The sequence below is a fragment of the Hydrogenivirga caldilitoris genome (genome assembly GCF_003664005.1).
GTDB lineage: Bacteria > Aquificota > Aquificia > Aquificales > Aquificaceae > Hydrogenivirga > Hydrogenivirga caldilitoris.
In genome coordinates, this window is sequence record NZ_RCCJ01000001.1 from 711,942 (window position 1) to 734,876 (window position 22,935).

Annotated in this window: 30 protein-coding genes and 1 pseudogene; 18 read left to right on the top strand and 13 right to left on the bottom strand. The window is 46.1% G+C overall.

Annotated elements, in window-relative coordinates; translation table 11 throughout:
• The first annotated feature begins 28 nt into the window (after positions 1–28).
• From BCF55_RS03875 to BCF55_RS03885, 3 genes are read left to right on the top strand one after another with little or no spacing between them, the layout of a single operon-like run.
• Positions 29–1,069 (top strand): DUF4382 domain-containing protein, encoded by a 1,041-nt coding sequence (locus tag BCF55_RS03875; protein ID WP_121010262.1) that lies wholly within the window; start codon positions 29–31, stop codon positions 1,067–1,069.
• Between the two features lie 53 nt (positions 1,070–1,122).
• The gene (locus tag BCF55_RS03880; protein ID WP_121010265.1) at positions 1,123–1,542 is read left to right on the top strand and encodes a M67 family metallopeptidase; all 420 of its coding nucleotides are present in this window, start codon (positions 1,123–1,125) and stop codon (positions 1,540–1,542) included.
• A 3-nt stretch (positions 1,543–1,545) separates the two neighbouring features.
• On the top strand, positions 1,546–2,226 hold the full coding sequence (locus tag BCF55_RS03885) for a uracil-DNA glycosylase (protein WP_121010268.1): 681 nt from the start codon (positions 1,546–1,548) through the stop codon (positions 2,224–2,226).
• On the opposite strand, the gene BCF55_RS03890 is transcribed toward BCF55_RS03885, so the two are convergent.
• A complete protein-coding gene (locus tag BCF55_RS03890) occupies positions 2,213–3,202 on the bottom strand; it encodes a DNA double-strand break repair nuclease NurA (protein WP_121010271.1) in 990 nt (329 codons plus the stop codon). The genes BCF55_RS03885 and BCF55_RS03890 overlap by 14 nt on opposite strands.
• Positions 3,180–4,211, bottom strand: coding sequence for a GTPase ObgE (obgE, locus tag BCF55_RS03895; RefSeq protein ID WP_121010273.1), 1,032 nt, complete (start codon positions 4,209–4,211; stop codon positions 3,180–3,182). Before obgE ends, BCF55_RS03890 begins: the two co-directional genes overlap by 23 nt.
• 67 nt (positions 4,212–4,278) lie before the next feature.
• Between obgE and BCF55_RS09885 the strand changes: the two are divergent.
• A pseudogene (locus BCF55_RS09885) lies at positions 4,279–4,611 on the top strand (PAS domain S-box protein); the annotation flags it as partial.
• Positions 4,612–4,626: 15 nt separating this feature from the next.
• Positions 4,627–5,499, top strand: coding sequence for a sensor domain-containing diguanylate cyclase (locus tag BCF55_RS03905; protein ID WP_121010276.1), 873 nt, complete (start codon positions 4,627–4,629; stop codon positions 5,497–5,499).
• On the opposite strand, the gene BCF55_RS03910 is transcribed toward BCF55_RS03905, so the two are convergent.
• The 5 genes from BCF55_RS03910 to BCF55_RS03930 are packed head-to-tail and all read right to left on the bottom strand — an operon-like array spanning position 5,496 to position 8,016.
• Positions 5,496–6,248: a dioxygenase family protein gene (locus tag BCF55_RS03910; protein ID WP_121010279.1), complete on the bottom strand. Its 753-nt coding sequence runs from the start codon at positions 6,246–6,248 to the stop codon at positions 5,496–5,498. The two genes, BCF55_RS03905 and BCF55_RS03910, sit on opposite strands and share 4 nt — an antisense overlap.
• On the bottom strand, positions 6,245–6,814 hold the full coding sequence (locus BCF55_RS03915; protein WP_121010282.1) for an NAD(P)H-dependent oxidoreductase: 570 nt from the start codon (positions 6,812–6,814) through the stop codon (positions 6,245–6,247). Before BCF55_RS03915 ends, BCF55_RS03910 begins: the two co-directional genes overlap by 4 nt.
• Before the next feature lie 13 nt (positions 6,815–6,827).
• The gene (locus BCF55_RS03920; protein WP_121010285.1) at positions 6,828–7,385 is read right to left on the bottom strand and encodes a class I SAM-dependent methyltransferase; all 558 of its coding nucleotides are present in this window, start codon (positions 7,383–7,385) and stop codon (positions 6,828–6,830) included.
• 1 nt (position 7,386) lies between these two features.
• Positions 7,387–7,581 (bottom strand): CDGSH iron-sulfur domain-containing protein, encoded by a 195-nt coding sequence (locus BCF55_RS03925; RefSeq protein ID WP_121010288.1) that lies wholly within the window; start codon positions 7,579–7,581, stop codon positions 7,387–7,389.
• 12 nt (positions 7,582–7,593) lie between these two features.
• On the bottom strand, positions 7,594–8,016 hold the full coding sequence (locus BCF55_RS03930; RefSeq protein ID WP_245960393.1) for a hypothetical protein: 423 nt from the start codon (positions 8,014–8,016) through the stop codon (positions 7,594–7,596).
• A 115-nt stretch (positions 8,017–8,131) separates the two neighbouring features.
• Between BCF55_RS03930 and BCF55_RS03935 the strand changes: the two genes are divergently transcribed.
• Positions 8,132–8,509: a winged helix-turn-helix transcriptional regulator gene (locus BCF55_RS03935; protein WP_121010291.1), complete on the top strand. Its 378-nt coding sequence runs from the start codon at positions 8,132–8,134 to the stop codon at positions 8,507–8,509.
• Here the strand turns inward: BCF55_RS03935 and BCF55_RS03940 are convergent.
• The 3 genes from BCF55_RS03940 to BCF55_RS03950 are packed head-to-tail and all read right to left on the bottom strand — an operon-like array spanning position 8,483 to position 11,082.
• Positions 8,483–9,493 (bottom strand): alcohol dehydrogenase catalytic domain-containing protein, encoded by a 1,011-nt coding sequence (locus BCF55_RS03940; protein WP_121010294.1) that lies wholly within the window; start codon positions 9,491–9,493, stop codon positions 8,483–8,485. The two genes, BCF55_RS03935 and BCF55_RS03940, sit on opposite strands and share 27 nt — an antisense overlap.
• A gap of 12 nt (positions 9,494–9,505) precedes the next feature.
• Entirely contained in the window at positions 9,506–10,561 is a 1,056-nt protein-coding gene (locus tag BCF55_RS03945; protein WP_121010297.1) for an NADH:flavin oxidoreductase/NADH oxidase, read from the bottom strand.
• A complete protein-coding gene (locus tag BCF55_RS03950; protein WP_121010299.1) occupies positions 10,561–11,082 on the bottom strand; it encodes a coiled-coil domain-containing protein in 522 nt (173 codons plus the stop codon). The genes BCF55_RS03945 and BCF55_RS03950 overlap by 1 nt, the downstream gene beginning before the upstream one ends.
• Positions 11,083–11,099: 17 nt before the next feature.
• Here BCF55_RS03950 and BCF55_RS03955 point away from each other — a divergent pair, with 17 nt between their 5' ends.
• The gene (locus BCF55_RS03955) at positions 11,100–12,185 is read left to right on the top strand and encodes a PQQ-dependent sugar dehydrogenase (RefSeq protein ID WP_121010301.1); all 1,086 of its coding nucleotides are present in this window, start codon (positions 11,100–11,102) and stop codon (positions 12,183–12,185) included.
• Here BCF55_RS03955 and BCF55_RS03960 read toward each other — a convergent pair.
• From BCF55_RS03960 to BCF55_RS03970, 3 genes are read right to left on the bottom strand one after another with little or no spacing between them, the layout of a single operon-like run.
• Positions 12,167–12,664, bottom strand: coding sequence for an efflux RND transporter periplasmic adaptor subunit (locus BCF55_RS03960; protein WP_121010303.1), 498 nt, complete (start codon positions 12,662–12,664; stop codon positions 12,167–12,169). The genes BCF55_RS03955 and BCF55_RS03960 overlap by 19 nt on opposite strands.
• 22 nt (positions 12,665–12,686) lie before the next feature.
• Positions 12,687–13,943 carry a TolC family protein gene (locus tag BCF55_RS03965; protein ID WP_121010304.1) on the bottom strand — a complete coding sequence of 419 codons (1,257 nt, stop codon included), beginning with the start codon at positions 13,941–13,943 and terminating at the stop codon, positions 12,687–12,689.
• Between the two features lie 2 nt (positions 13,944–13,945).
• The gene (locus BCF55_RS03970) at positions 13,946–14,467 is read right to left on the bottom strand and encodes a thioredoxin family protein (RefSeq protein WP_121010306.1); all 522 of its coding nucleotides are present in this window, start codon (positions 14,465–14,467) and stop codon (positions 13,946–13,948) included.
• A gap of 76 nt (positions 14,468–14,543) precedes the next feature.
• Here BCF55_RS03970 and BCF55_RS03975 point away from each other — a divergent pair, with 76 nt between their 5' ends.
• From BCF55_RS03975 to BCF55_RS04020, 11 genes are all read left to right on the top strand, one after another.
• Entirely contained in the window at positions 14,544–15,326 is a 783-nt protein-coding gene (locus BCF55_RS03975; protein ID WP_121010308.1) for a citryl-CoA lyase, read from the top strand.
• Entirely contained in the window at positions 15,323–15,829 is a 507-nt protein-coding gene (locus tag BCF55_RS03980) for a peroxiredoxin family protein (RefSeq protein WP_121010311.1), read from the top strand. The genes BCF55_RS03975 and BCF55_RS03980 overlap by 4 nt, the downstream gene beginning before the upstream one ends.
• Positions 15,830–15,913: 84 nt before the next feature.
• On the top strand, positions 15,914–16,696 hold the full coding sequence (locus BCF55_RS03985) for a cytochrome c oxidase subunit 3 (RefSeq protein ID WP_121010314.1): 783 nt from the start codon (positions 15,914–15,916) through the stop codon (positions 16,694–16,696).
• Between the two features lie 19 nt (positions 16,697–16,715).
• Complete coding sequence (gene coxB / locus BCF55_RS03990) at positions 16,716–17,525, top strand: cytochrome c oxidase subunit II (RefSeq protein ID WP_121010317.1); 810 nt, start codon at positions 16,716–16,718, stop codon at positions 17,523–17,525.
• Complete coding sequence (locus BCF55_RS03995; RefSeq protein WP_121010320.1) at positions 17,522–19,135, top strand: cytochrome c oxidase subunit I; 1,614 nt, start codon at positions 17,522–17,524, stop codon at positions 19,133–19,135. The genes coxB and BCF55_RS03995 overlap by 4 nt, the downstream gene beginning before the upstream one ends.
• 49 nt (positions 19,136–19,184) lie before the next feature.
• The gene (locus BCF55_RS04000) at positions 19,185–19,373 is read left to right on the top strand and encodes a hypothetical protein (protein WP_121010323.1); all 189 of its coding nucleotides are present in this window, start codon (positions 19,185–19,187) and stop codon (positions 19,371–19,373) included.
• Between the two features lies 1 nt (position 19,374).
• Positions 19,375–20,250, top strand: a complete 876-nt coding sequence (locus tag BCF55_RS04005) for a COX15/CtaA family protein (protein ID WP_121010326.1) — start codon at positions 19,375–19,377, stop codon at positions 20,248–20,250.
• A gap of 2 nt (positions 20,251–20,252) precedes the next feature.
• Positions 20,253–21,134, top strand: a complete 882-nt coding sequence (cyoE, locus tag BCF55_RS04010; RefSeq protein WP_121010329.1) for a heme o synthase — start codon at positions 20,253–20,255, stop codon at positions 21,132–21,134.
• A complete protein-coding gene (locus BCF55_RS04015; RefSeq protein ID WP_121010332.1) occupies positions 21,134–22,417 on the top strand; it encodes a heme-copper oxidase family protein in 1,284 nt (427 codons plus the stop codon). Before cyoE ends, BCF55_RS04015 begins: the two co-directional genes overlap by 1 nt.
• Positions 22,383–22,511, top strand: a complete 129-nt coding sequence (locus tag BCF55_RS09820) for a hypothetical protein (RefSeq protein WP_274542099.1) — start codon at positions 22,383–22,385, stop codon at positions 22,509–22,511. The genes BCF55_RS04015 and BCF55_RS09820 overlap by 35 nt, the downstream gene beginning before the upstream one ends.
• Before the next feature lies 1 nt (position 22,512).
• Positions 22,513–22,929: a DUF420 domain-containing protein gene (locus BCF55_RS04020; RefSeq protein WP_121010335.1), complete on the top strand. Its 417-nt coding sequence runs from the start codon at positions 22,513–22,515 to the stop codon at positions 22,927–22,929.
• Positions 22,930–22,935 lie beyond the last annotated feature (6 nt).

Genomic DNA, 22,935 nt, shown 5'->3' on the forward strand with positions numbered 1-22,935 from the left:
CCCAGGTTAAAGACAGGGAGGTTTAAAGATGAGGAAGCTCTTCCTCATGGCAGCTGTATTTGGAGCCGGGGTTTTTGCTTACAACTGTGGAGGTGGAAGTGGAAGCGCAGGGAGCGGAACTGTTGCCCTCTATGTTACGGATTCACCCCTTGAAGATGCAGGAAAGGTTGAAGTTGCTATAAAAGAGATCAGAATGGAGCATAAAGGTTCTGGTACGACCTGCACGGTCTTTGCTCCGGATACACCCTACACGGTAGACCTGACAGATATAAAGAACACCCTTGAGCTCCTTGACCTCACAAGCTGCCCTGAAGGTCCATACAACAGGCTGGTGGTTGTACTTGACAAGGACGTTAACGTACTCTACAACGACGAGCTAAAGACCTGTACCCTGGTTGACTACGACCCGGACAGGGATGGACAGGACAAACCAATAAAACCGAATAGAACACAATGTGACGATAATGAGTGTTTCGTGTATGTAACAGGGGCTGTAAATGTCCTCGCAAACCAGACCAACGATGTGGCTCTTGACTTTGAGTTAAAAGATTCTGAAATAAACATTGATAACAGTGGTAACTGTACCGTTGCCTTTAAGGTCTCACCCCTACACGCTGAGGGCATGAAGGATAAAGAGCAGGAAGTAAAGGGCTTTGTCTCGGCTCTTGACACCGATACCAACACCTTTAACCTGACAACCAAGGTGGGAACAGTTTTCACTGTGAGTTACACGGATGATTCAAACAACTACGATGATGTCCTCTCACTTGCCCAGAGCTACAACTTAAAGACTGAGGTTGAGTGTGAGCACCTTGACCTGGAAAACGCTACCTGTACCGCCCAAGGTATAGAGGTAAAGGTGAAGGGGATAGCTGTGAGCGTTGATGACAGCAACAAAACCCTGATACTTGACATTGACGGGAATAGGGATACAACCGATGACCAGATACAGGTTTCCGGCGGAAAGTGGGAAGGAAATATTCAGGAAGGCTCTTACGTTGAGGTTGAGATAATCGGATACGATGGAACCTATTACTTAGCAAAGGAAGTAGAAGAGGAAAAGTCTTAGAACTACCCCCCTCCCTTTCCTCTTCCCCTTTTTCTTTTTTTTATAATTTCTACATGCTTAGGATAAGAAAACGAGCTTTAGATAGGATACTCGCCCAGGCAGAGAAGGACTATCCCTACGAGACCTGTGGTCTTCTCCTTGGGAAGTCTGAGGGAGATGTCAGGACGGTCTTTGGAGCTTATGAGACACCCAACGCAAACCCAGACAGAAAGAATGACAGATACGAGATAGACCCCAAGGATTACATGAAAGCTGAGGACAAGGCTAAGGAGTTCGGTCTTGAGATAGTGGGTGTTTATCACTCTCACCCCGACCATCCGGATAGACCTTCTCAGTTTGATGAGGAGAGAGCTTTTGAGGGCTTATCTTACATAATAATATCCGTTCAGAGGGGGAAAGCGACCTCCTACAGGAGCTGGGAGCTTGTTGATGGGAAGTTTAGAGAGGAAGCCATAGAGGTATTCGGTAACTGAGAGATGGGTGCAAAAGAAACGGCTAAGGCTCTGGAAGTTATAGGGTTTGATGAGATATACCTCACCAAGAGGCTGACAGATGGGAATAAAAGAATTCCGGGAGATAGAACCATTCAAGATAAGCGGGGTTTACTCTTAGAACATTTTAACTCCTTCAAAGACTGCACCAAGTGCGAGCTTCATAAGAGCAGGACGCAGGTGGTCTTCGGAGACGGAAACCCCTACTCACCCGTAGTGTTCGTTGGGGAAGCACCCGGAGAAGATGAGGACAGGCAGGGGAGACCCTTTGTAGGCAGAGCGGGAAAGTATCTGAATACAAAGATAGAGGAAGTTCTCGGACTGAGGAGAGAAGAGGTCTATATAACCAACGTCTGTAAGTGCAGACCCCCTGGAAACAGGAAACCCACTCCTCTGGAGATAAGTGCCTGCTTCCCTTACCTTAAAAAGGAGCTGGATATAATAGAGCCTAAAGTTATATGCTGTTTGGGAGCAACCGCCGGGGAGGGAATTCTGGGAAAGAAACTTTCCATAACCAAGCTCAGAGGTCAAACCATGCCCTATCCATACAACACAAAGGTTCTAGTGTTCCTAACCTATCACCCGGCTTATATACTTAGAAATCCGAGAGCCGATGGTGAGTTCACGGAGGACATGAGGAAACTTAAAGAACTTATCGGGCTGTAATTAGCTCCTTTAAAAGTATCCTCCTTATCAAAGCCTGACTTCCAAGCCTCCTTCTGAGGGCGTTTTCCAGATGTTTTATGGGTGTGAGGTTATGGGGGGCTCTCCTGTCTGAAAACTCAGCAGAGGCGAACTTTGGGATTATCCACGCTGTCTGGTTAGCGAGCGCGATTGCCTTCTTTAAGCCTATACCTGCGGATACCTCAAGCCTGGCTATACCGCTTATACCTTCATTCTCACTTATCCTCACATACCAGGTGAATTTATCAAAACTCTTTACCCCTTCTCCCTCCATATTAGGTTGGGAGTGGAGCTTAACTATCGGAGTCCTTTCACCCACTTTAAGCTCTCGGAACACGTAGGTTTTATCGTTTGGCACGTACCTCTTTCGGTGCTTTTTCACGTAGCCAACGAAGGGTAGTTCTTTTATCTTAGCGTTATAATGCACAGTTCCGTCAGTTATCATAAGGTCTGGTTTTAGCCTTTTGAATGTGTGCTCGGCGACCTGTGACTCCATTCTTGACATAAGCTCATTTACGAAGGGGGACAGCTCTTTGTTCGTAGTTTTTACCCGGAATTCTAAGACAGACTCTCTAAAGTTAAACCTGAGTTTCTCTTCTCCAAGGTCAATCCCTTCTTTGAGAAGTAAGAACCTTTCCACCATAAAGTTTTGAAAAGCCTGATGAGCCGGATTTATCTGGGCATGCCTCATAAAGAGTGCACCTGCGCCCACGGACACAAAGGCTCCCTCACTAAAGTTACCCTCATCGTCCTCCAGGTATATGAGGTGCTCCGTTCTCCTCACACCGTCAACGAATACCACACTCAAGCCTTCACAGGGGACGCCCTCTATTGGTCCCCAGTCCTTTGTCTCCACCTCAGGGTCTTCTATCTCCTCCGACTCCTCAAGATACTCATCTTCAATCTCAAGGGTTTTCCAGGTATCAAAGGAGAACCTATACCTTCCCAGCTGGGGCATGTTCAACCTCCATGTACTTACTCCAAAGCAACTCCTTGAGTTCCTCTATCCCCTCAGAGGTGGCTGAGGATATAGCGTGAAAGGTGTACCCCCTATCCTCAAAAGCCTCCTTTAACTTCTCCAGTACGCTTCTGTCAGATAGGGCGTCTATCTTGCTTGCGACCACAATCTGGGGTTTCTTTGCAAGCTCAGGGCTGTAAAGTTCAAGCTCCCTGTTGACAAGCTCAAAGGCTTTTAAGGGGTCCGTTTCCCGGTTGTCTGAAACGTCTATCAAGTGTAGGAGGAGTCTGGTTCTCTCAATGTGTCTGAGAAACTCGTGTCCAAGCCCAGCACCTTTATGGGCATCTTCTATCAGTCCGGGTATGTCTGCAAGAACAAGCCTCCTCTCCTCGTCAAGCTCCATCACACCCAGATTGGGTTTTGTTGTGGTAAAAGGATAATCGGCTATCTTTGGTCTTGCCTTTGTAAGTTTTGAGAGAAGGGTTGATTTTCCAGCGTTGGGAAGTCCAACTATACCTATATCTGCAATGAGCTTAAGCTCTAAGACTATCCATCTCTCCTCCCCCTCCTCACCTGGTTCCGCATGCCTTGGTGCCTGATTAGTTGGGGTTGCAAATTGGGCGTTTCCCCTTCCTCCCTTTCCCCCTCTGGCTACTACACATCTCTGCCCCTCCTGGGTCAGGTCACATAGGAGCTCTCCGGTCTGGTCATCTCTCACAACAGTCCCGACGGGGACGTAAACAACCAAGTCTTTACCGTCTTTACCCTTCTGGTTCTTTCCCTTCCCGTGTTCCCCGTTTTCAGCCTTAAAATGCCTCTTATACTTAAAGTCTAACAGGGTATGTTTGCTTGAGGTGGCTACAAGAACCACATCACCACCTTTACCTCCATCTCCCCCTGCTGGACCACCTTTAGGTCTGTACTTTTCTCTGAGAAAAGCAACTGCACCGTTTCCACCCCTTCCACCCTTAACGTAAATCTTTACCCTGTCTAAGAAAAGCTCTCTCATCTATTGAATCAAGATAGATTCAAGTTATCTTTAATCAAGGGGGATATTAGATATTAACTACGAAACGATAGTTGAGAACGCCCAGGAGGGAATAGCCGTCCTGAAAGACTTTCGGGTTATATACGCCAACCCTTGCCTTTGTGAGCTTACCGGTTACCCAAGGGAGCGTATTACTGGACTTGATATTAGGGAAATAATATACAGGGAAGATTTAGATAAAGTTGTAGAGAACAACACGAGGCGTATCCGAAATGAAGCAACTGAGGAAGAATACGATTTTCGCATCCTGACAAAGGATGGGGAGGTAAAGTGGTTTCATGTTCGTCCTGTAGTTATAGAAATTAACGGAGAGCCTGCAACCCTTAACTTCCTGATTGATGTAACCGAGAGAAAGGAATTTGAGAAGAAGCTACAGTTGAGTGAGAGGCACTACAGAGAACTGGTTGAGAATGTGAACAGTATAGTTCTGCGTTGGAAGCCTGATGGAACAATCAGCTTTATAAATGAGTACGGTTCATGGTTCTTTGAGTTTAGGAAAGAGGATCTCCTTGGTAAGAATGTCCTGGACACCATAGTCCCTGCTTTGGATGCTGATGGTAAAGACCTACGCAGGATGATAAAAGACATAGTTCACGACCCGCGTAAGTACATATACAACGAAAATGAGAATGTAACCTCTTCGGGAAAGAGGGTCTTTATCCTTTGGAGAAACAACCCCATATTTGATGAGGAGGGTAGGCTTACAGAGATCCTTTCTATAGGTTCTGACATAACGGATAAAAGGAAACTGGAAAAGGAACTTGTGTACATGGCTTCCCATGATTCCCTTACAGGGGTATTTAACCGTAGAGAGTTTGAGCGCATTTTGGATTCCGAGATACAGAAGGCAAACAGATACAATGAACCTTTGTCCTTAATACTCTTTGACGTGGATAATTTTAAGGATATAAACGACAGCTTCGGACACAACGCCGGAGATGGTGTACTTGTAGAAATAGCTTCTGCGGTTTCTGCTACTATAAGGGAGATAGACACCTTTGCACGTCTCGGTGGGGATGAGTTTGTTCTCCTTCTCCCACACACGCTTTTGAGTGGTGCTGTAGATGTTGCTGAAAAGATAAAGAAACTTGTGGAGAGTGTTATGACGGTCAAAGTGAGGAAGGTTACCACCAGTGTGGGTGTAACGGTTTACAGAAAGGGAGAAGAGAGAGGTGAATTCTTGATAAGGGCAGATAGAGCCCTTTACAGGGCGAAGGACATGGGTAAGAACTGTGTGGCAAGCCTTTAGCATGCTGAGAAGCTGAGCAGGGAAACACTCCCAAACTCAAACCCTTCATAGAGAACCTCCACCCTCTCTTCCTCTCGTAAACTCCCAAGGAAATAGAAGAGAGGTATTATGTGTTCCTCAGTTGGGTGGGCAATACTACCAAGCTCGCTCCTGTAGTTTAATAGGGCTTCCACATCTTTGCTTGTAACCTTTTCCCGTAGGAACTCTTGGAATTCAACAGCCCAGCCGGGTGTTCTTGTTGGATTCAGGACAGCGTCCTTCAAATTGTGGACAGCCCCGCCACTTCCAATTACCATAACTCTGTCTCTGAAGTCTCTTAGCTTTTTCCCAAGCTCAAAATGTTCTCTAAGGCTCTTTCCCGTATCTATGCTGAGCTGAGTTACCGGTATATCTGCCTCTGGGAACATGTGCCGTAAGATTGTCCACACTCCGTGGTCAAGACCTCTATCCTTAACACATTTTCCTTTTAGTACCTGTGCTATTTCCCTGCAGAGTTCTGGTCTGCCAATTGCTGGGTATTCAAGCTCATAGAGTTCTTTTGCAAAGCCGTAAAAGTCATGGATCGTTTTGTGCTTCTCGGAGCACTCAAGGTGTACCCCGTCTGTAAGCCAGTGGGCTGAAATTACAAGGACAAGCTCAGGATTGAGTTTCTTAACCCTTCTTCCAAGCCCTTTTAGACTTTCTGCCCACCGTCCTCCTCTGATAGTGAGCTCTGGAGAACCATGCGATATGAAAGCAGCAGGTATCATATAGCCTCCAAGAGAGCTCTTCTTACCTCTTCCAGGTAACCCTTTCTTACCTCATCTGAAACATACGGAACTCCATAGAAGAACTTTACAAGGGGGACCTTTATACTGCAGAACTCAAAGGTTGCTTTAAAGGTGTTCATAAGACACTCTGAGAAGTTTTCGTAGTCCTCCTCAAAACCTCCAAGTGTGCAGAATATTAAAGCTCTCTTCCCTTCTAAAAGACCTACCACTTTTCCGTCCTTTTCCCCATAAGCGAAGCCGTAGGAGAAAACCCTATCTATGTATCCCTTGAGTATGGCAGGAAAACTGTACCACCACATAGGGAATATGAAGATAAGGGTGTCAGCTTCCTTAACAAACTCCTGTTCTTTCCCGACATCTTCAAGGAAACTACCCTTTTGAAGGGCAACAAAATCCTCTCCTGAAAGAACAGGGTTAAAGCTGATTGCGTAAAGGTCTCTCGTCCGAAAGGGCAAATTCCTCTCCTTAAGGAAATCTTCAACGGTCTCTCTTATGGCTGCGTTAAAGCTCTTCGGGTTTGGGTGGGCATAAATCACAAGGACCATCTCTAACCTCCTTTCAAGGTTTAAATACCAAGAAGTAGTGGTAAGGGTAAATTGGGTTATCCTCAAGTAATTTAAAGTTCCTTGATTCCATGAATTCAATAAGACTTTCCTTTGGGACCCTATCCTGTATAGGTGGACCTGCCGGAGATGGGACGGGGTGCCAGTCTATAAGGATTACCTTGCTCCTAGTTATCCTCCTTACTTCCTCCATAAACTTGTCGGGTTTAAGGAGCTCATGAAAAAGATTTGCAAGCAGGCTAACATCAACACTTTTATTCTCAAGGGGTATACTCTCCTCCGTGCATTGCAGGACTTCAACGTTACCAAGTCTTTCTTCTTTGGCTCTTTCAAAGCATACAGAGAGCATAAAGTCTGAAGAGTCTATAGCATAAACTCTCCTTACACGTCTGGCTAAGGGTAAGGTGAAGTAGCCTGGACCGCAACCTATATCAGCCCAGACCTCCTCTTCTTTAGGCTCGGCGGTTCTTAAAAAGTTCTGTATACTCTGCCAGCTCTCCCGTTCAGGGCTCAGGAGTATATGCCAGTTCTCTTCAGGAAACTTGAAAGCCATTTTATATAACTATCTCAACCCGTCCCTTTTCATCGTAGATGTAAAGCTTACCATCCTCTTCATCTCTGGTCTTTTTGTGGGAACCATCGCAGAAAGGTTGTTCCTTGGAGAGACCACACCGGCAGATATAGTACGCCTCACCTCCGGCTTCAAGCTTGTAGGGTCCTTTTTCGGTACACTTTACCAGTCTTGCCATAGCAGACCTCCTTTAAGTTTTTTCCTCAGGTGGGTTGTAAAGGAATCCTATCAAACCTCCCCAGACCAGATGCAGTATAAAAGTAGAGATTTGTGCACTCAGAGGCATGGGATGCTGGAACCAGGCAGCACCACCTATGGAACCTACAATAGAAACTATCACGACGAATATATGCCAGAGAACACCGTAAACGAGACCCTTTACCAGTCCGGGACCTGGAAGCTTGCTCCACACCTGCGGGAGCACGAGAGGTATTGAGAAGAGGATTGAGTCAACCTGATGGTGGAAGACCCACTTGGGGTCCTTCATGCCGGGGAAGACCCCAAATAGTCCAAACCACTTAGCGTATACCTCGTCAAGGATCACCATCGCCCAACCGCCCATTTGAGAGGCAAACAGGAAGCTCCAGAAGTTAACTCCCCTTATAACCCCCATGGCTTCACCTCCTTTTGCAAGCTTTGTGGAAATTTTACCTCTTGAGGAAATGAAGTCAAGTACTTACTTTAATGTCATATACTATCCTTTAGTATACTAAAGGAGGAGTTATGGTATGAACGGAAAGGAGTATCACTGTCCGGTTGAGCTTGTTATTGAGCTTATAAGCGGTAAATGGAAACTCCTGATACTGAGGGAGCTTATGTCTGGAACGAGGCGCTTCTCCCAGCTTCAGAAAGCTATACCCGGCATAACCCAAAAGATGCTGACAAAACAATTGAGAGAGCTTGAGGAAGCTGGTTTGGTTCACAGAAAGGTCTATCCGGAGGTTCCTCCCAGGGTTGAGTACAGTCTTACGGAACTTGGTAGCAGTCTTGAAGAGATATTTGACTCAATGCATAGATGGGGTCTCAGGTATATGGAGTACAGAATAGGGAGGCAAGCTCCCCTGAAAACTTCCACGGACTTAGACCATCTTAAGGACCGCTCTTAACCGGACTTTGCCCTCTCTGACTCTATCCAGAACCTCATTCACTTTGTCAAAGGGGTGAATCTCTACAAGAGGCTTTATACCGAAATCAGCTGAGAACTGGAGTGTTTCTCTGAGAAGCTTTCTTCCACCAACCGCAGAGCCCGTTACTACTATCCTCTTAGTTATCAGGTCAAAGGGAATCACTTGAATTGGGTCCCGGGCTGCACCAACAACAGAGAGTCTGCCTCTTGGGGCGAGACCACCGATGAGGGTCTGTATGGCTTCAGATTTAAATACAGTTGTAAGTATCACGTCAGCCCCTCCGAGCTTCTTTAGCTCCTCTGCGGGGTCGGTTTTTGAGGTGTTGATGAAGTAGTCAGCACCGAGCTCTCCTGAAAACTCCTCCTTCTCCTGGGAATGGCTCAACGCTGCAACCTTAGCGCCCATAGCCTTTGCATACTGGATGGCAAGGTGTCCGAGTCCGCCAACACCCTGAACAGCCACAAGTTCGTCAGGCTTTATATTCAGATGTTTTAAAGCAGCGTAAACGGTTACCCCTGCACAGAACAGAGGGGCAGCGTGAGCGAGGTCAAGGTTGTCCGGTATCTTTGTTACGAATCTGCCGGGTGCCTTCATATACTCGGCGTAACCCCCCTGTTTTGTTATCCCTGTTATCTCCTGGTTGGGGCATAGAGGTTCATCTCCTTCAACGCAGTAGTTGCAGACTTCACAGGAGGAGTATATCCAGGGCATTCCTACCCTGTCCCCCTCTTTTATCCATGTAACCTCCTTACCTACCTTAACCGCTATACCTGCAACTTCGTGTCCCGGAACTGTTGGATAGCTGACCCAGTCAGCCCAGTCCCCGTCAACTATATGAAGGTCACTATGACACACCCCGCAGTAGTGAACTTGTATGAGCACTTCATCATCGTTTATCTCCGGCATATCCCACTCTTCAAAGACCAATGGTTTCTTTGGCTCCTTGCAAACTGCAACCTTCATCGCACCACCTCCTTACCAGGCTCTTATATACTGCCTTGGTACTTCAGGTTTTAAACCCGCCTGTTTTGCCCATCTAAGAGGCAGGTAAGGGTCCCTTAAAAACTCCCTTCCTATCGCCACAAGGTCCGCCCTTCCGTTTGAAATTATCTCCTCAGCCTGTTCGTAAGTCCTTATCACACCAACAGCCATAGTCCTTGCATCGGTTTTCTTCCTTATCTCCTCTGCAAAGGGGACCTGGTGACCGGGATACTCTACAAAACCCTCCTCCTCTGATATCCTACCGGAAGAACAATCTATAAGGTCAACACCCTCTTCCTTTAGGAGTTTCACAAGTTCAATACTCTCCTCAAGAGTCCATCCGCCCTCAACGTAGTCAACAGCAGAAATTCTTACGGAAAGGGGTATGTTGTCCGGAATCTCCTTTCTTGCTATCCTCACAACTTCAATAAGAAATCTCACCCTGTTTTCAAAGGAACCGCCATAGCTATCCTCTCTTTTGTTAGTTAATGGGGATAAAAATTCATGTATCAGGTATCCGTGGGCAGCGTGTATTTCAATCAGATCAAAACCTGCCTCAACAGCCCTTTTGAAGGCAAGTCTGTATGAGTTCTGAATCTCTTTTATATCCTCTAAGGTTGCTTCCCTCGGTGGAAGCCAGTTTTTTCCAAAAGGTATGGAGCTGGGAGCTATGGCATCCTTTGTCCCTCTGACCTTTACCTTATCCCTTTCCCAGGGAGGGTAGCTCTCAGCTTTTCTACCGGCGTGAGCTAACTGGATACCAACCTTAGCACCAAACTCCTTACACAATTTGCAGAGTCTGGAGAGACCTTCAGTATGCTCATCTCTGTATATCCCAAGGTCTAAAGGCGATATCCTGCCTCTCTCTTCTACCGCAGTGGCTTCAAGGATTATAAGCCCTGCTCCCCCGACTGCCCTTGATGGGTAGTGAACCATATGCCAGTCCGATACGTAACCGTTTTGGGAAGAGTACATACACATGGGAGACATGACTAGCCTGTTTCTTAAAGTGGTGCCCCTCAGCTTAAACTCTGTGTAGAGAAGGCCCATCACAGATTAAACTTTTCCTCTAATTCCCTCACTTTCCTCTCAAGTAGGTTGCTGAGACCTCTGAGCTCGTTTAGGAGAGCTCCATACTCTCTCTTCTTCTGGTAGAGCTCCTTCTCAAGAGCCTGTTCCTTCTGGTAGAGGTCAAGCTCCTCAGCCTTCAGTTTGTCGTACCTGGACCTAAGCTCCGCTATTCTGTTATTCAGTTCAAAAGCCTTGGAGGTGAGTCTGTCTCTCTCTTTTATCATCCTCTCGTACTCCCTTGGAGACTCTGCCCTCCTCAGGTATTTGTCGTGATAGAAAACCTTCTGTTTCACCTCGGTGAATTCGTGCTCAAGTTTTCTAATTTCCCTCACAACCTCAAGGGATTCGCTCTCCTTCTGGGTAAGGAGGTTTCTCACCGTATCAAGCTGGGTTTCAAGCTCCCCTATCTCTTTTGGTATGTGTTTGAGGGCTTCTTCAACTTTGGACACCCTATCCCGCAGTTTCCTGATTTCTCCCGATATAACTTTCACTGGATTCATACCTTATATTTTAGACGATGGTGAGCTTCCTGGTTCTTCTCTTTTTTACTTTCTCCTTCTCTTTAGAGCTTAAGCTACACGATGTCTTTGGTATGAGCTTTACAAAGCCTGTCTTCATGATTGAGTCTCCTGTTGAAAAGAACAGGTTTTACCTCCTTGAGCAAAATGGGGTGATAAAGACCTTTAAGAAAGGGGACAAGGCAGCTAAGGTTTTTCTTGACCTGAGGGATAGGGTGGAAAACGGTGGTGAAATGGGGCTTCTCGGTATGGCTTTTCATCCGAAGTTTGTGGAGAACGGGTATCTTTTTGTTTACTATACGGACAAGGCGATGAACTCTGTGGTTGCCCGCTTCAAAGCCCTTAATGCTCAAAAGGCAGACCCAACCTCTGAGAAGGTAATACTGAAGCTAAAGCAACCCTTCTCCAATCATAACGGTGGGATGATAGCCTTTGGACCTGACGGTTATCTGTACGTCGCCTTTGGAGACGGAGGTTCAGCCGGAGACCCTTACAACCATGCTCAGAACGTTCAAACACTGCTTGGTTCAATAATCAGGATTGATGTTGATAGAGGAGACCCTTACTCTGTACCCTCGGATAATCCCTTTGCCAAAGGGAGTGGAAAGCCGGAGATTTACGCCTGGGGGTTGAGAAATCCCTGGAGGTTCAGCTTTGACAGGATAACGGGGGAACTCTGGGTGGGCGATGTTGGTCAGGACAGGTGGGAGGAGGTAAACCTGGTTGATAAGGGGAAGAACTACGGATGGAGGTGCTATGAGGGGAACCATCCCTATAACCTTGAAGGTTGTCTGTCAAGGGACAACTACACCTTTCCAGTTTACGAGTATCCCCTGAGGGATGGAAACTGTGCCGTTATAGGGGGGTACGTTTACAGGGGGAAAAAGATAAAGGAGCTTTACGGGGCTTACCTTTTCGGAGACTACTGCTCTGGAAGGATATGGGCTCTCTTCAAGATGGGTGAGGAATACAAAGCCCTTTTGCTTCTTGATGCGAGTATCAGAATATCCTCTTTCGCTGAAGACACGGAGGGTAACCTGTACGTCCTTGACCTGGGCGGTAAGGTTTACCTACTCGGAGACTGAATTATTATGACAGGTTGAGCTTGAAGCTCCCCGTTCACATAGGAACCTTCAGGGGCGAGAATTTTCACAATTCTACCGTCAACAGGAGAGGTTATCTCTGTATAGGATATGAAGACCTCAACCCTTTTTATCTCACCCTCAACCTGCTGGAGCTGAGCCTTAAGGGTATCATACTCTATCTTTTTATCTTCAAGGGTGCTTTCAGCCAGAAGGTCTCTATCAAAAAGCTCTTTGAGTCTGTTATAGTCCCTTTCTACCTTCCAGAGTTTAGCTTCCAGCTCCTTCTTTCTTCCGAGGAGTTTTTCCTTCTCCGCAGCATATATAGCCGGGTCAATGTTCATCAGGAGTTGTCCTCTCTTTACCCTTTCTCCCTCCTTGACAAACACCTTTGCAACCTTTCCGGTTACTATGGTGTATACCTTAATCTCCGCTGCCACAGCTGAGCCTAACAGCAAAAGCAATACCAACAGAAACCTCATCTGCTCCTCCTCTCACACGGTTTCATATCTCTTCTACCTTTTCCTTAAAGAAAGGAACCTTCTCTTCAAAAACCTTCATCGGGTCTTCTCCTAACAGGTCATAAAGTCTCATAAGAAAGAGTATCATTTCAAATTTTGCTTGCATGACCCTTCTTTCCGCCTCCGTCTTGGTTGACATAGCGTAGCCAAGGTCAAAAGCCAGTTCAAGCTCATAGTTGGACCGTGACAGGTCAAGGTTTTCCTGAGCCCATCTGTCATAGGTTACCGCATCCTGATATTTGGCGTAGAGCTCTTCCCAGAGGTAGGGAGCCTTCAGTATGTCCCTCTTTATACTCTCCTCCACGTCCTTTCTTTCAACCTCAACAGCTCTTTTTAAGTCTAAGAAGCTCCTCTCCCTGAAGAACGAAGACCTTCCATCAAATAGAGGAATCCGGAGCACTACGTTCCCCTCACTTTTGAATCTATCCATGTGCTCGTATTTATTCTTCACTTCAAGGTAAGCGTACAGCTCCGGGTAAAGTATCCTTTTTTCTTCCTTAGCCCTGCTTTCAAAGTAGGCTACCTCAAGCTCTTTAACCTTAAGAAGGTAATTACCTGTGTACCTATCTTTTAAAAGGTCTGTGTCTATAGTCTTGTTTTCGGGAACTTCAAAGGATAGAAGCTCATCCATTTTGACCTGGAGAGGTTTATCAACATCTATACCCAGGAACCTCTTCAGTTCATATAGGGTTTCGTTATACTTTCTCTGGGCTTCCATAAGCTGTGTTCTAAACCTCCTGTAGGTTGCCTCCCATTCTGCCACCTTAACTCTGTCCGAGAGACCTCTCTCCAGCCTTTCTCTTTCCCTGTCAAATCTGACGTAGGCAACAGCCATCTCTTCCCTTTTGACTTCAGCCAGTTTTTCAGCTAAAGCCAAGTCCATGAACAGCTTTACGGTCTTTATCTTCACCTGCCTTTTAAATTCCTCCAAGAGCTCCCTCTTTATCTTTGTGCTTATCTCCACCGACCTTATCCGGGCTAACCTGTTGCCAAAGTCAAGCAAGAGAACCTGACCAAAGAAGTTAAAGCCGTCTTTGTCTACAAAGAGGTCAACCTTAGGTGAAAACCTGTCCCACTTTTCTGCCCTGTAAAGGTCCTCCAGAGAAAGCAGCTCGTTTTTAATTCTCCCTATCTCCCTGTTATTCTCAAGGGCGATCTCTACAGCCTTCTTGGGACCTAAAACAGGAAGCTCCTGGGAAAGGGAGAGAGAAACCAACATGAGTATAAGTAAGAATGCCATCGCTATCCGCTCTTTTCTCTCTCTTCTCTCAGAAACTTGTAAAAACTCTTTTCTCTGTAATGCCCTTCAGCTATATATCTCCCTATAAGGAGCCAGTCCTTGGCAGGTATGTAACCTACCATCTTCAAAATCTGCTTCCCCTCATAGTCCACGAAGAGAAAGACAGGCGTGGCTCTTACCCTGTGCTTGTGGGCAAACTCCTTCTCGGTCATCTCCTTACCATCAAAGTCAACCACAGGGTTTGAACCTTTTATATCTATCAAAACCATATAGAAGTGTTTCGTGAAGTAGCTCTTCACCTCAGGGTCTTGGAACGTAACCCGGTACATCTTGTCACAGAAAGGGCAAGCCTCTTGATGAAACATGATAAAGAGAAACTTTCCTTTCTGTTTTGCTTCTTCAAGGTCTTCTTTGAGGTTCAGGAAGGAGAGCTTTACGAAGGGGACTTCCACGTTAGGTAGAGCGAAGACCGGTGAGAGCAAAAAGAAAAAAAACAGAACGCTCGTTAGCTTTACCTTGAGCATGGCAATAATTTACCCAAGCGACTTCTGTAAGTCAAGTGTGGTAATATTTTTAAAACACCTTTTTAGGAGAGTAAGAATGGCGGAGAAAAAGTGGAGAACGGCTATAACCCGGCACGTGGAACACGAAACTTACGTGAGAGGCTACAGACTCCTTGACCTTGTTGGAAATCTGAGCTTTGCTCAGGCGATATATCTCGTGCTCAAAGGGGAGTTGCCTAATGAAGCAGAGTCAAAGATGATGGAGGCTATCTTCGTCTCGGTTATTGACCACGGTATAGCGCCTCCCTCTGTTATAGCCGCCAGGGCTGTTGCAAGCGGTGGAAATTCTCTTAACGTTGGTGTTGCTGCAGGTGTGATGGCTTTTGGCTCAGCCCATGGAGGAGCCCTTGAGGACGCCATGAGGTTCATTCAGGAGAATGTAGCCAGTGGCAGACCTGTAAATGAAGTGGTCTCGGAGTACATGTCTCAGAAAAAGCCTATACCGGGCTTTGGTCATAGATACTACAAGGAATTTGACCCAAGGACCAGAAGGTTGATGGAGCTCGCCAAGACCTACGGCTTCTATGGGAAACACTGTGAGTTTGCGGAAAAGGTTGAAGAAGAGATATTCAAGCAGAAGGGTAAGAGGATCGTCCTTAACGTGGACGGTGCTATAGCTGCCGTCGCTTCGGAGATGGGTTTTGATTGGAGGCTTGGAAAGGGTTTCTTTATAATAGGAAGGGTTCCAGGGCTTGTGGCTCACGTATATGAAGAGCTGACCACGGAAAAGCCCTTTTCCAAGAGGCTAAACGAGGAGGAGGAAACCGAATATACGGGCGTTCCTCCAAGGGAGCTCCCTGTAGAGTTTAAGAAGGTATGAGTAAGAACATAGCTTACGGTTTGGGAATACTCCTTGTGGCTCTCATGCTTTATCTTGGGTTGGTCACGAACTCTCACCAGGAGAACATCGCTGGTGTCTTGCCTGGTAAGGAGGCACCTAACTTTAAATTGAAAACTATTGAGGGTAAGGAAGTTTCCCTTGAAGACTACAGGGGCAAGGTTGTTCTGGTAAACTTCTGGGCTACATGGTGTCCACCATGCAGGGAGGAGATGCCTCTCTTTGAGAGGGTATATAGGACGTATAGAAACAAAGGTTTTGAAGTGCTTGCTGTTAGCACTGATAGCTCTCTGGACCCAGTAAAGAAATTCGTTAAGGAGTATAAGTTGAGCTTTACCGTGCTCTTTGATGACAGGAATATCACCTCCCTGTACGGTATCCAGGGACTCCCTACATCCTTCCTCATAAACAGGGAAGGAAAGGTGGTAAAGGTAAGGTTGGGAGAGTATAAGGAAATTGAAAAAGACCTTAAGCAAATCTTATAGCGGAAACCCCTTTTTGAGTATGGTTATCATGTAATCTTCCGTGTAAAATAGAACACTGTTCTATAAAAAATAGGAGGTTCAGGAATGGCTCATGAGGTTGCTCACCACCACGGAGAGCATGAAGTAAGCGTATGGCCCCTTCCTGTGGGGATAGGGATACTCTTAACGCCTATCTCCATCACAGCCTACTTTGCATGGCATAACCCCATGTTAGCTCTCGTGCTTGGGGGTATAGCCGCTGTGCTTGTGATAATAGGAATGGCAGGATGGGCTAACGAATTCTTTACGGTAGGGCATGAGGAAGGCTTTGGGAATCTTGGGATTTACCTTTTCATCATTTCCGAGATAATCATTTTCGGAACTGTATTTGCAGCCTTCTGGACAGCAAGAGCTATACACGCGGACACGTGGGTAAGCCAGTGGATACCCGAAGCTATGAACCTGAAGATGCCGATAATTCTCACCCTTATACTCTGGGCTTCAAGCTTCACCATATGGAAGGGTGAGTCTGCTATGCACCATGGCGAAAGGGGTAAGGCGGTGGCTATGCTCCTTCTGACTATGTTCTTTGGTCTCCTCTTTGCAGTGCTTCACATAATGGAGTGGAGACACCTCTGGCATGAGGGTTTCACAATAAGCTCAAACATGTACGGAACAGGCTTCTACACGCTTACCGGCATACACACTTCTCACGTTATAGTGGGTCTTGTCTTGCAAGCCTACGTTGCAGTATTTACCCTCGCTGGCAAGATAACCCCGGAGAGGATGACCATATTCAGGACAACAAGTGCATACTGGCACTTCGTTGACGTCATGTGGCTTTTGGTTGCAAGCACCGCCTATGTTGTTGGCGGACTTAAGATATGAAATTCAGGAGGTGCTCAGAATGAAGTTCTTGGTTTTTCTACTCCTTGCAGGGTTAGCTTTTGCAGGCGAAGCAGATGTAAATGTTCTGGCAAGACCTCATGACCTGTGGGAGGTGATATACAAGATATGGCTTGTTATAGCTGTTGTTATCTACATAGTTGTAGCTGTCCCCTCCCTGTACTTCATGATTAAATACAGGTTCAAGCCCAATGAAAGAGAGGTAGGGGATCAGGAGCACGAGGGTCACTGGGGACTGGAAGCTCTGTGGACGATAGTTCCTCTAATAATAGTTCTTTACCTTGCCACCCATGGATTTGCCCTATTTACCCAGATGAGAAAACCTCCCGAGAACGCTATGGAGCTTAAGGTAACCGCCTTCGCCTGGGGCTGGATGTTCCAGTATCCTAACGGCAAGATGGTTATAGCACAGGCTATAAAGGATACAGAGGATAAGAAGTGTAAGCCTGATGAGTGCTACAGCGTTGACGGTGTCTTCCAGAACTACGCTTACATACCGGCTGGAGTTCCCATAAAGGCGGTCCTTACCTCTCAGGATGTCATACACTCTTTCTACGTTCAGCCTGCAGGTGTGACACAGGACATGGTTCCAGGAAGAACAACCTATACCTGGTTCCAGATAAATAAACCCGGTGAGTATTGGGTGTTCTGCAGAGAGTACTGTGGTCAGTGGCACTCAAGGATGTTCGCAAAGCTCAAAGTTGTGCCAAAAGAAGAGTTTGAGAAGTGGCTAAAGGGTGAGGTCGCCAGCTTAGAAGATAAGGCTTTTAAAATTGTAAAGAACAATAGGGCTCAGGAGGTAGTGAGATGAGAGAGGCTTTGCCCGCGCATAAACCTTGGTTTGCTGCTTCCATCTGGGAGTGGATCTTTACAACAGACCACAAGAAGATAGGGATAATGTACGGTGTAACCTCCACGCTTTTCTTCATCGTCGGTGGTCTGATGGCTCTTGGAATGAGGCTTGAACTCTTCAATCCCGGAGCCCAATACGTGAAACCTGAAACCTACAACTGGTTCCTGACCGTTCACGGAACGGTGATACTTCTCTGGTGGGCTATAGGTATATGGGCTTCCTTTGCCAACTTCCTAATACCCCTGATGATAGGGGCAAGGGACGTTGCCTTTCCGAGATTGAACGCCCTCGGTTACTGGATGTTCTTCGCCGCAAGCGTTATAGCCCTGCTCACCTTCATACCTGGAAACCAAATAATGACCATGTGGACGGGATACCCCCCACTCGCTTCAACTGAAGGCATAGGATTCGCAGGACAGACAGCACTTTTTGTTTTCATATGGCACCTAACGGGTTTTGCTTCAATAGCCGGTGCGGTTAACTTCATAACCACCGTTATAATGATGAGGCAGCCCGGTATTGGGTTTTTCAATCTCAACCTGTTCATACACGGGATAATGGCTGCAAACGTTATACAGCTTTTGGGAGTTCCTTCGGTTGCCGGTGCGGTTACAATGCTCTTTCTTGACACTTACCTCAAGACAAGTTTCTTTGACCCTTCCAGAGGAGGAGACCCCGTTCTCTATCAGAACCTCTTCTGGTTTTACTCCCATCCAGCGGTTTATGTTATGGTTCTTCCCGGCTTCGGTATAATCTCCGAAGTTGTTTCTGCCTTTGCCAGAAAGCCGATATTTGGATACAGGTCAATGGCGATAGCTATATGGGCTATAGCCCTTGTGGGATTCATGGTCTGGACCCACCACATGTTCGTTTCAGGTATACCTGACTGGGTAAAGATACTTATGTCTTACACCACGCTCCTAATAGCTGTACCAACCGGCATCAAGATTTTCAACTGGGTAGCTACGCTCTACAGGGCTGCGATACTCTACAAGACCCCTATGCTTTACGCTTTAGGAGCAATATTTATGTTCCTCATAGGTGGACTCACGGGTATTCCCCTTGGTATACCAGCTTTTGATGTGGCTGTGCACGACTCTTACTTCGTTGTTGGACACTTCCACTACGTTCTGGGAATGGCTGTTACCCTCGCAGCCTTTGCAGGGTTCTTCTACTGGTGGCCCAAAGTGACTGGAAAAATGTACTCTGAGGGTCTAGGAAAAGTCAGCTTCTGGTTGGTAATGCTGGGTTCAAACGTTCTTTACTTTGCTCAGCTGATAGTAGGTATATGGGGTATGCCAAGGAGATATTACGATTATCCACCGATAGAGAGCTGGATTGAGCTTCACCATCTTCAGACATACGGAGCCTTTGTACTTGCCTTTGGAATACTGCTGGCTCTTGTGTCTCTGATAAAAGGTGCTATCAGCGGAGAGAAGGCTCCTGATAACCCATGGATGAGCAACTCTCTTGAATGGAGATTGCCTTCACCACCACCACCCCATAACTTTGATGAGCCTCCCAAGGTTGAAGAGGACTACTGCCCACACGGCTACTGTAAGTTCTGAACATTTCGGGGAGCTTTTGCTCCCCCTTTCCATTTATAATATCCTTCCGATGGAAGAATCAAAGCGAGACTGGAGTAAGATTCTGGTTGGTCTTGCCGTTGCAAGTGTTGCCCTCTTTTCCCTCCTCTTTACGGTTTACCAGTTTGTTAAGCACCCAGAAAACAGAGAGCATTTTATAAAGAAGCTTGAGAATATAAGAAACGAACCACCGTTTCCATTACCTAAAAAAGGAGAGTGAGATGACCAGGAAAGTTCTGTTCTTGTCTATAGTTATAACTTACGTGCTTATGGTCTTTGGGGGTATAGTTACATCAACAGGAAGTGGTCTCGGCTGTCCGGACTGGCCACTGTGCCACGGGCAGTTGCTACCGTTCCAGCTCAAAGAGGAGATACCGACCCCTCCAGCTCCTATGGTGGTTGAAACGAAGCTTCAACCATGGATAGAGCAGACTCATAGAATACTTGGGGCTGTGGCTGGTCTTTTAATGCTTGCTTCCTTGGTACTTGTATGGAAAAACTTCCTCGGTTTTCCAAGGAAGGCAATGGTATGGATATTCCTCTTTTTAATACTTGAAGCCCTGTTGGGAATGAGAGTTGTTTTAACAGAGGCACCTCTTCTAAAGGAGTTTCTCCATTACGTATACACAACCTCTCACCTAATTCTTTCTGTATTGATACTTTCTGGGCTTACCTTTGCATACTTTTCTGTCGCTGAAAGGGTGGAAGAAGAGCCAAAGATACCCTTTGCGGAGCCTCTGTATGTTCTTGTTATGTTTCAAATTCTTGTGGGTATACTGGTGAGATATGTTAAAGCTGCAGATTTTAACGTGTTCGCTTATTTTTTCCACATAACCTACGCTATGGGCTTAATTATCTTTACCTTATATATAATGCTCAAGAAGTTTGACAGGTACACCTTTGTAACCTTCTTGCTTGTGGCGGGACAGGTGGTAGCCGGTATAGCCACGGTTATAACAAAGCTTTTCCTGCCTGTTCTTTTCTTCCATATAGCTATAGGGTTCCTGCTGGTAATATGGCTCTCTTATATGGTCGCGCCGGCGGTTTTAAAAAATAAATTTGTTATGGGCAGGGAAGTTCAAGTGGAAGGTGCATAAACATGGTAGAGAAGACGATGTCTTACACTTCAACATTAAAAGAGTATCTGGCACTTACCAAACCCGGTATCGTCACTCTGGTTTTGATAACTACCCTTGGTGGTATGTACATAGGCTCAAAGGGAAACCTTGAGCCTATCACAGTTTTCTGGACCCTTCTTGGGACAGGTTTAGCTGCTGCGGGTTCTGCCGTGATTAACATGTTCTTTGATAGGGATATAGACAGAGTCATGGAGAGGACTTCTTCAAGACCTATACCCAGGGGGGCTGTGAACCCTACGGGGGCTCTTATCTTTGGACTAGCATTGATTTTGGTTTCCTTCTTTGTTTTAACAGTGTTTATCAATTCAACCGCCGCACTGCTGGCGATGATCGCCTCCTTCTCTTACGTTGTTCTGTATACGGTTCTACTTAAGAGAAGAACACCAATAGCCACGGAGGTAGGAGGCATATCCGGTGCCCTTCCGCCCGTAATAGGGTACGTAGCAGGCTCAGGAGAGCTTGACCTTAGAGCCTTTGTTCTCTTTCTGATAATGTTTATGTGGCAACCCCCCCACTTCTGGGTGCTTGCCCTCAAATATAAAGATGATTATGCAAGAGCTGGTGTACCTACCTTGCCTGTTGCCAGGGGTGTGTTCATAACAAAGATAAAAACCCTTATCTATACTGTATCACTCCTACCACTCAGCATAATACCGTACGCTATAGGTATGACCGGAAAGCTTTACCTTGTAACAGCCCTTGTGCTGAGTATACTCTACACGGTTTACACTCTTAAGTTCCTATTTTCAAAGAAGGAAGAGAGTATGAAGCTTTTCTTCTTCTCAATTATCTACATAGCTGTTCTCTTCAGCATGATGATAATTGACTTGGTGAAAGTTTAATGAGAGCATGGTTCCTGCTCTTTATACTTTCAATCGGAGCAGGAGGCTTCTTCGCCTTACTCGTTGCCCTTGCAAGAACTCCAGGTATAGCTGATTTCTTTCCTCCTCAGCTCTTCTACCACTGGCTGATAGGTCACGTTGACCTGGCTCTCATAATCGGTTTTCTGTCCTTTCTGGTGTCCCTGTGGTACAGGACTTTTGGCTTAAGACCTCTAACCTACGAGCTGGCTCTATCCTACGGAGGTGCCTTTCTGGTATTCATGTCAGCTCTTTTGGGTTTAGGAACCCCGGTTCATAACAACTATATACCTACGATAGATAATCTTGTTTTCTTCTTGGGCGTTGTATTCTTTGGAGCCGCTTTCTTCCTTAGCTCGCTCAGGTTCTTGAAAGTAGCCTTTCCTCTTCTGTTCAAGGGAGAGCTTTTAGAGGCGGCTATGGCTGTTTCTGTACTTCTGTCCTTACTTTTCCCTGTTTCCCTGGTCATATCCTTTTTGAAGACACCCAAGCTCTCCGAAACTTATCTGTACTTTGAGAGTCTATACTGGCTTCCTGGACATATACACCAATTTATAAACGCTACCTTATTGCTCAGCTCGTGGATGGTACTACTCAGGGTTTCAGGTTACGAACCACCAAGGTGGCTGAGATATATACTATTCCTGCTGCTGCCCTTTCCTGTCCTCTACTTTTTACTTCAGCTTTTCGTGGATAATCCCCTCTCTGACACTGTGAGAACCATAACTACGAGCGGTTACGCCTTAGGTATTGGAGTTCCAACGCTTATCTTTGTTGCCTCTATATTCAAAAGTGCGCTCTCTTTGAAAAGCTTTTTCGGTAGGGTCGCTCTTCTGAGCATGGTTATGTATGTATTCGGTGCCTTTATGGGCTACCTGATAGCCGGTTCAGACTTGAGGATACCGGCCCACTACCACGGCGTGATAGCGAGCATACTTATAGCCTTGATGGGTCTTACCTATCACTATATTCAGGAGTTGGGCTACAGGGAAGGGCTTCCAAAGCTTATAAGGCTTCAACCTTACCTATACGGGATAGGGATGCTCTTTTTTACATCGGGACTTTTCTGGGCAGGTGTTTACGGCGCACCAAGGAAGACCTTTGGCACGGGCTACATTGAGTCTTTTAAGGTATATGTATTCATGCTTATAATGGGTCTTGGGTCTGTTCTTTCGGTTATAGGGGGGATTCTGTTCGTTATCTTCGTCCTTTACTCTATAATTAAAAGGTATGAGCTTGGAAGCGAGGAAAAAACACAACCGTAAAACGAGCATAGTGATAGCTGTTATGCTTGTCGTATTTGCACTTCTTACTTACTTCATGACCTTTGTTATAGTCCACCTTATGAGGGGAAATTGAAATGAGTTACGAGCTTCTTACTGCTCTTAGCCTTCTCACTATAGGTGGGAGCGGTATCCTGATACTTACAGGCCTCTTCCTGATAAAGAAGGGAAACAGAGAACTTCATAAAAGGGCTATGCTTTCAGCTTCCTTTCTTGCTCTCCTCTTCCTGGTATTCTATCTGCTCAAGTACTTTATGTATCCACCTAAGCCCTATGAAGGTCCTTATAAGGGTCTGTACCTGTTTATCCTGATATCCCATTCTATACTTGCCGCTATTAATCTACCCCTGGCAATAGTTACCGTCTTCCTCGGATTAAAGGATAAACTTTCTAAACACAAAAAGGTAGCACCCGTAACAGCCTTCGTCTGGATTTACGTTGCGATAACGGGCTGGGCTATATTTATCTTTCTGAAGCTAGGAGGAAACCAATAAAATTTA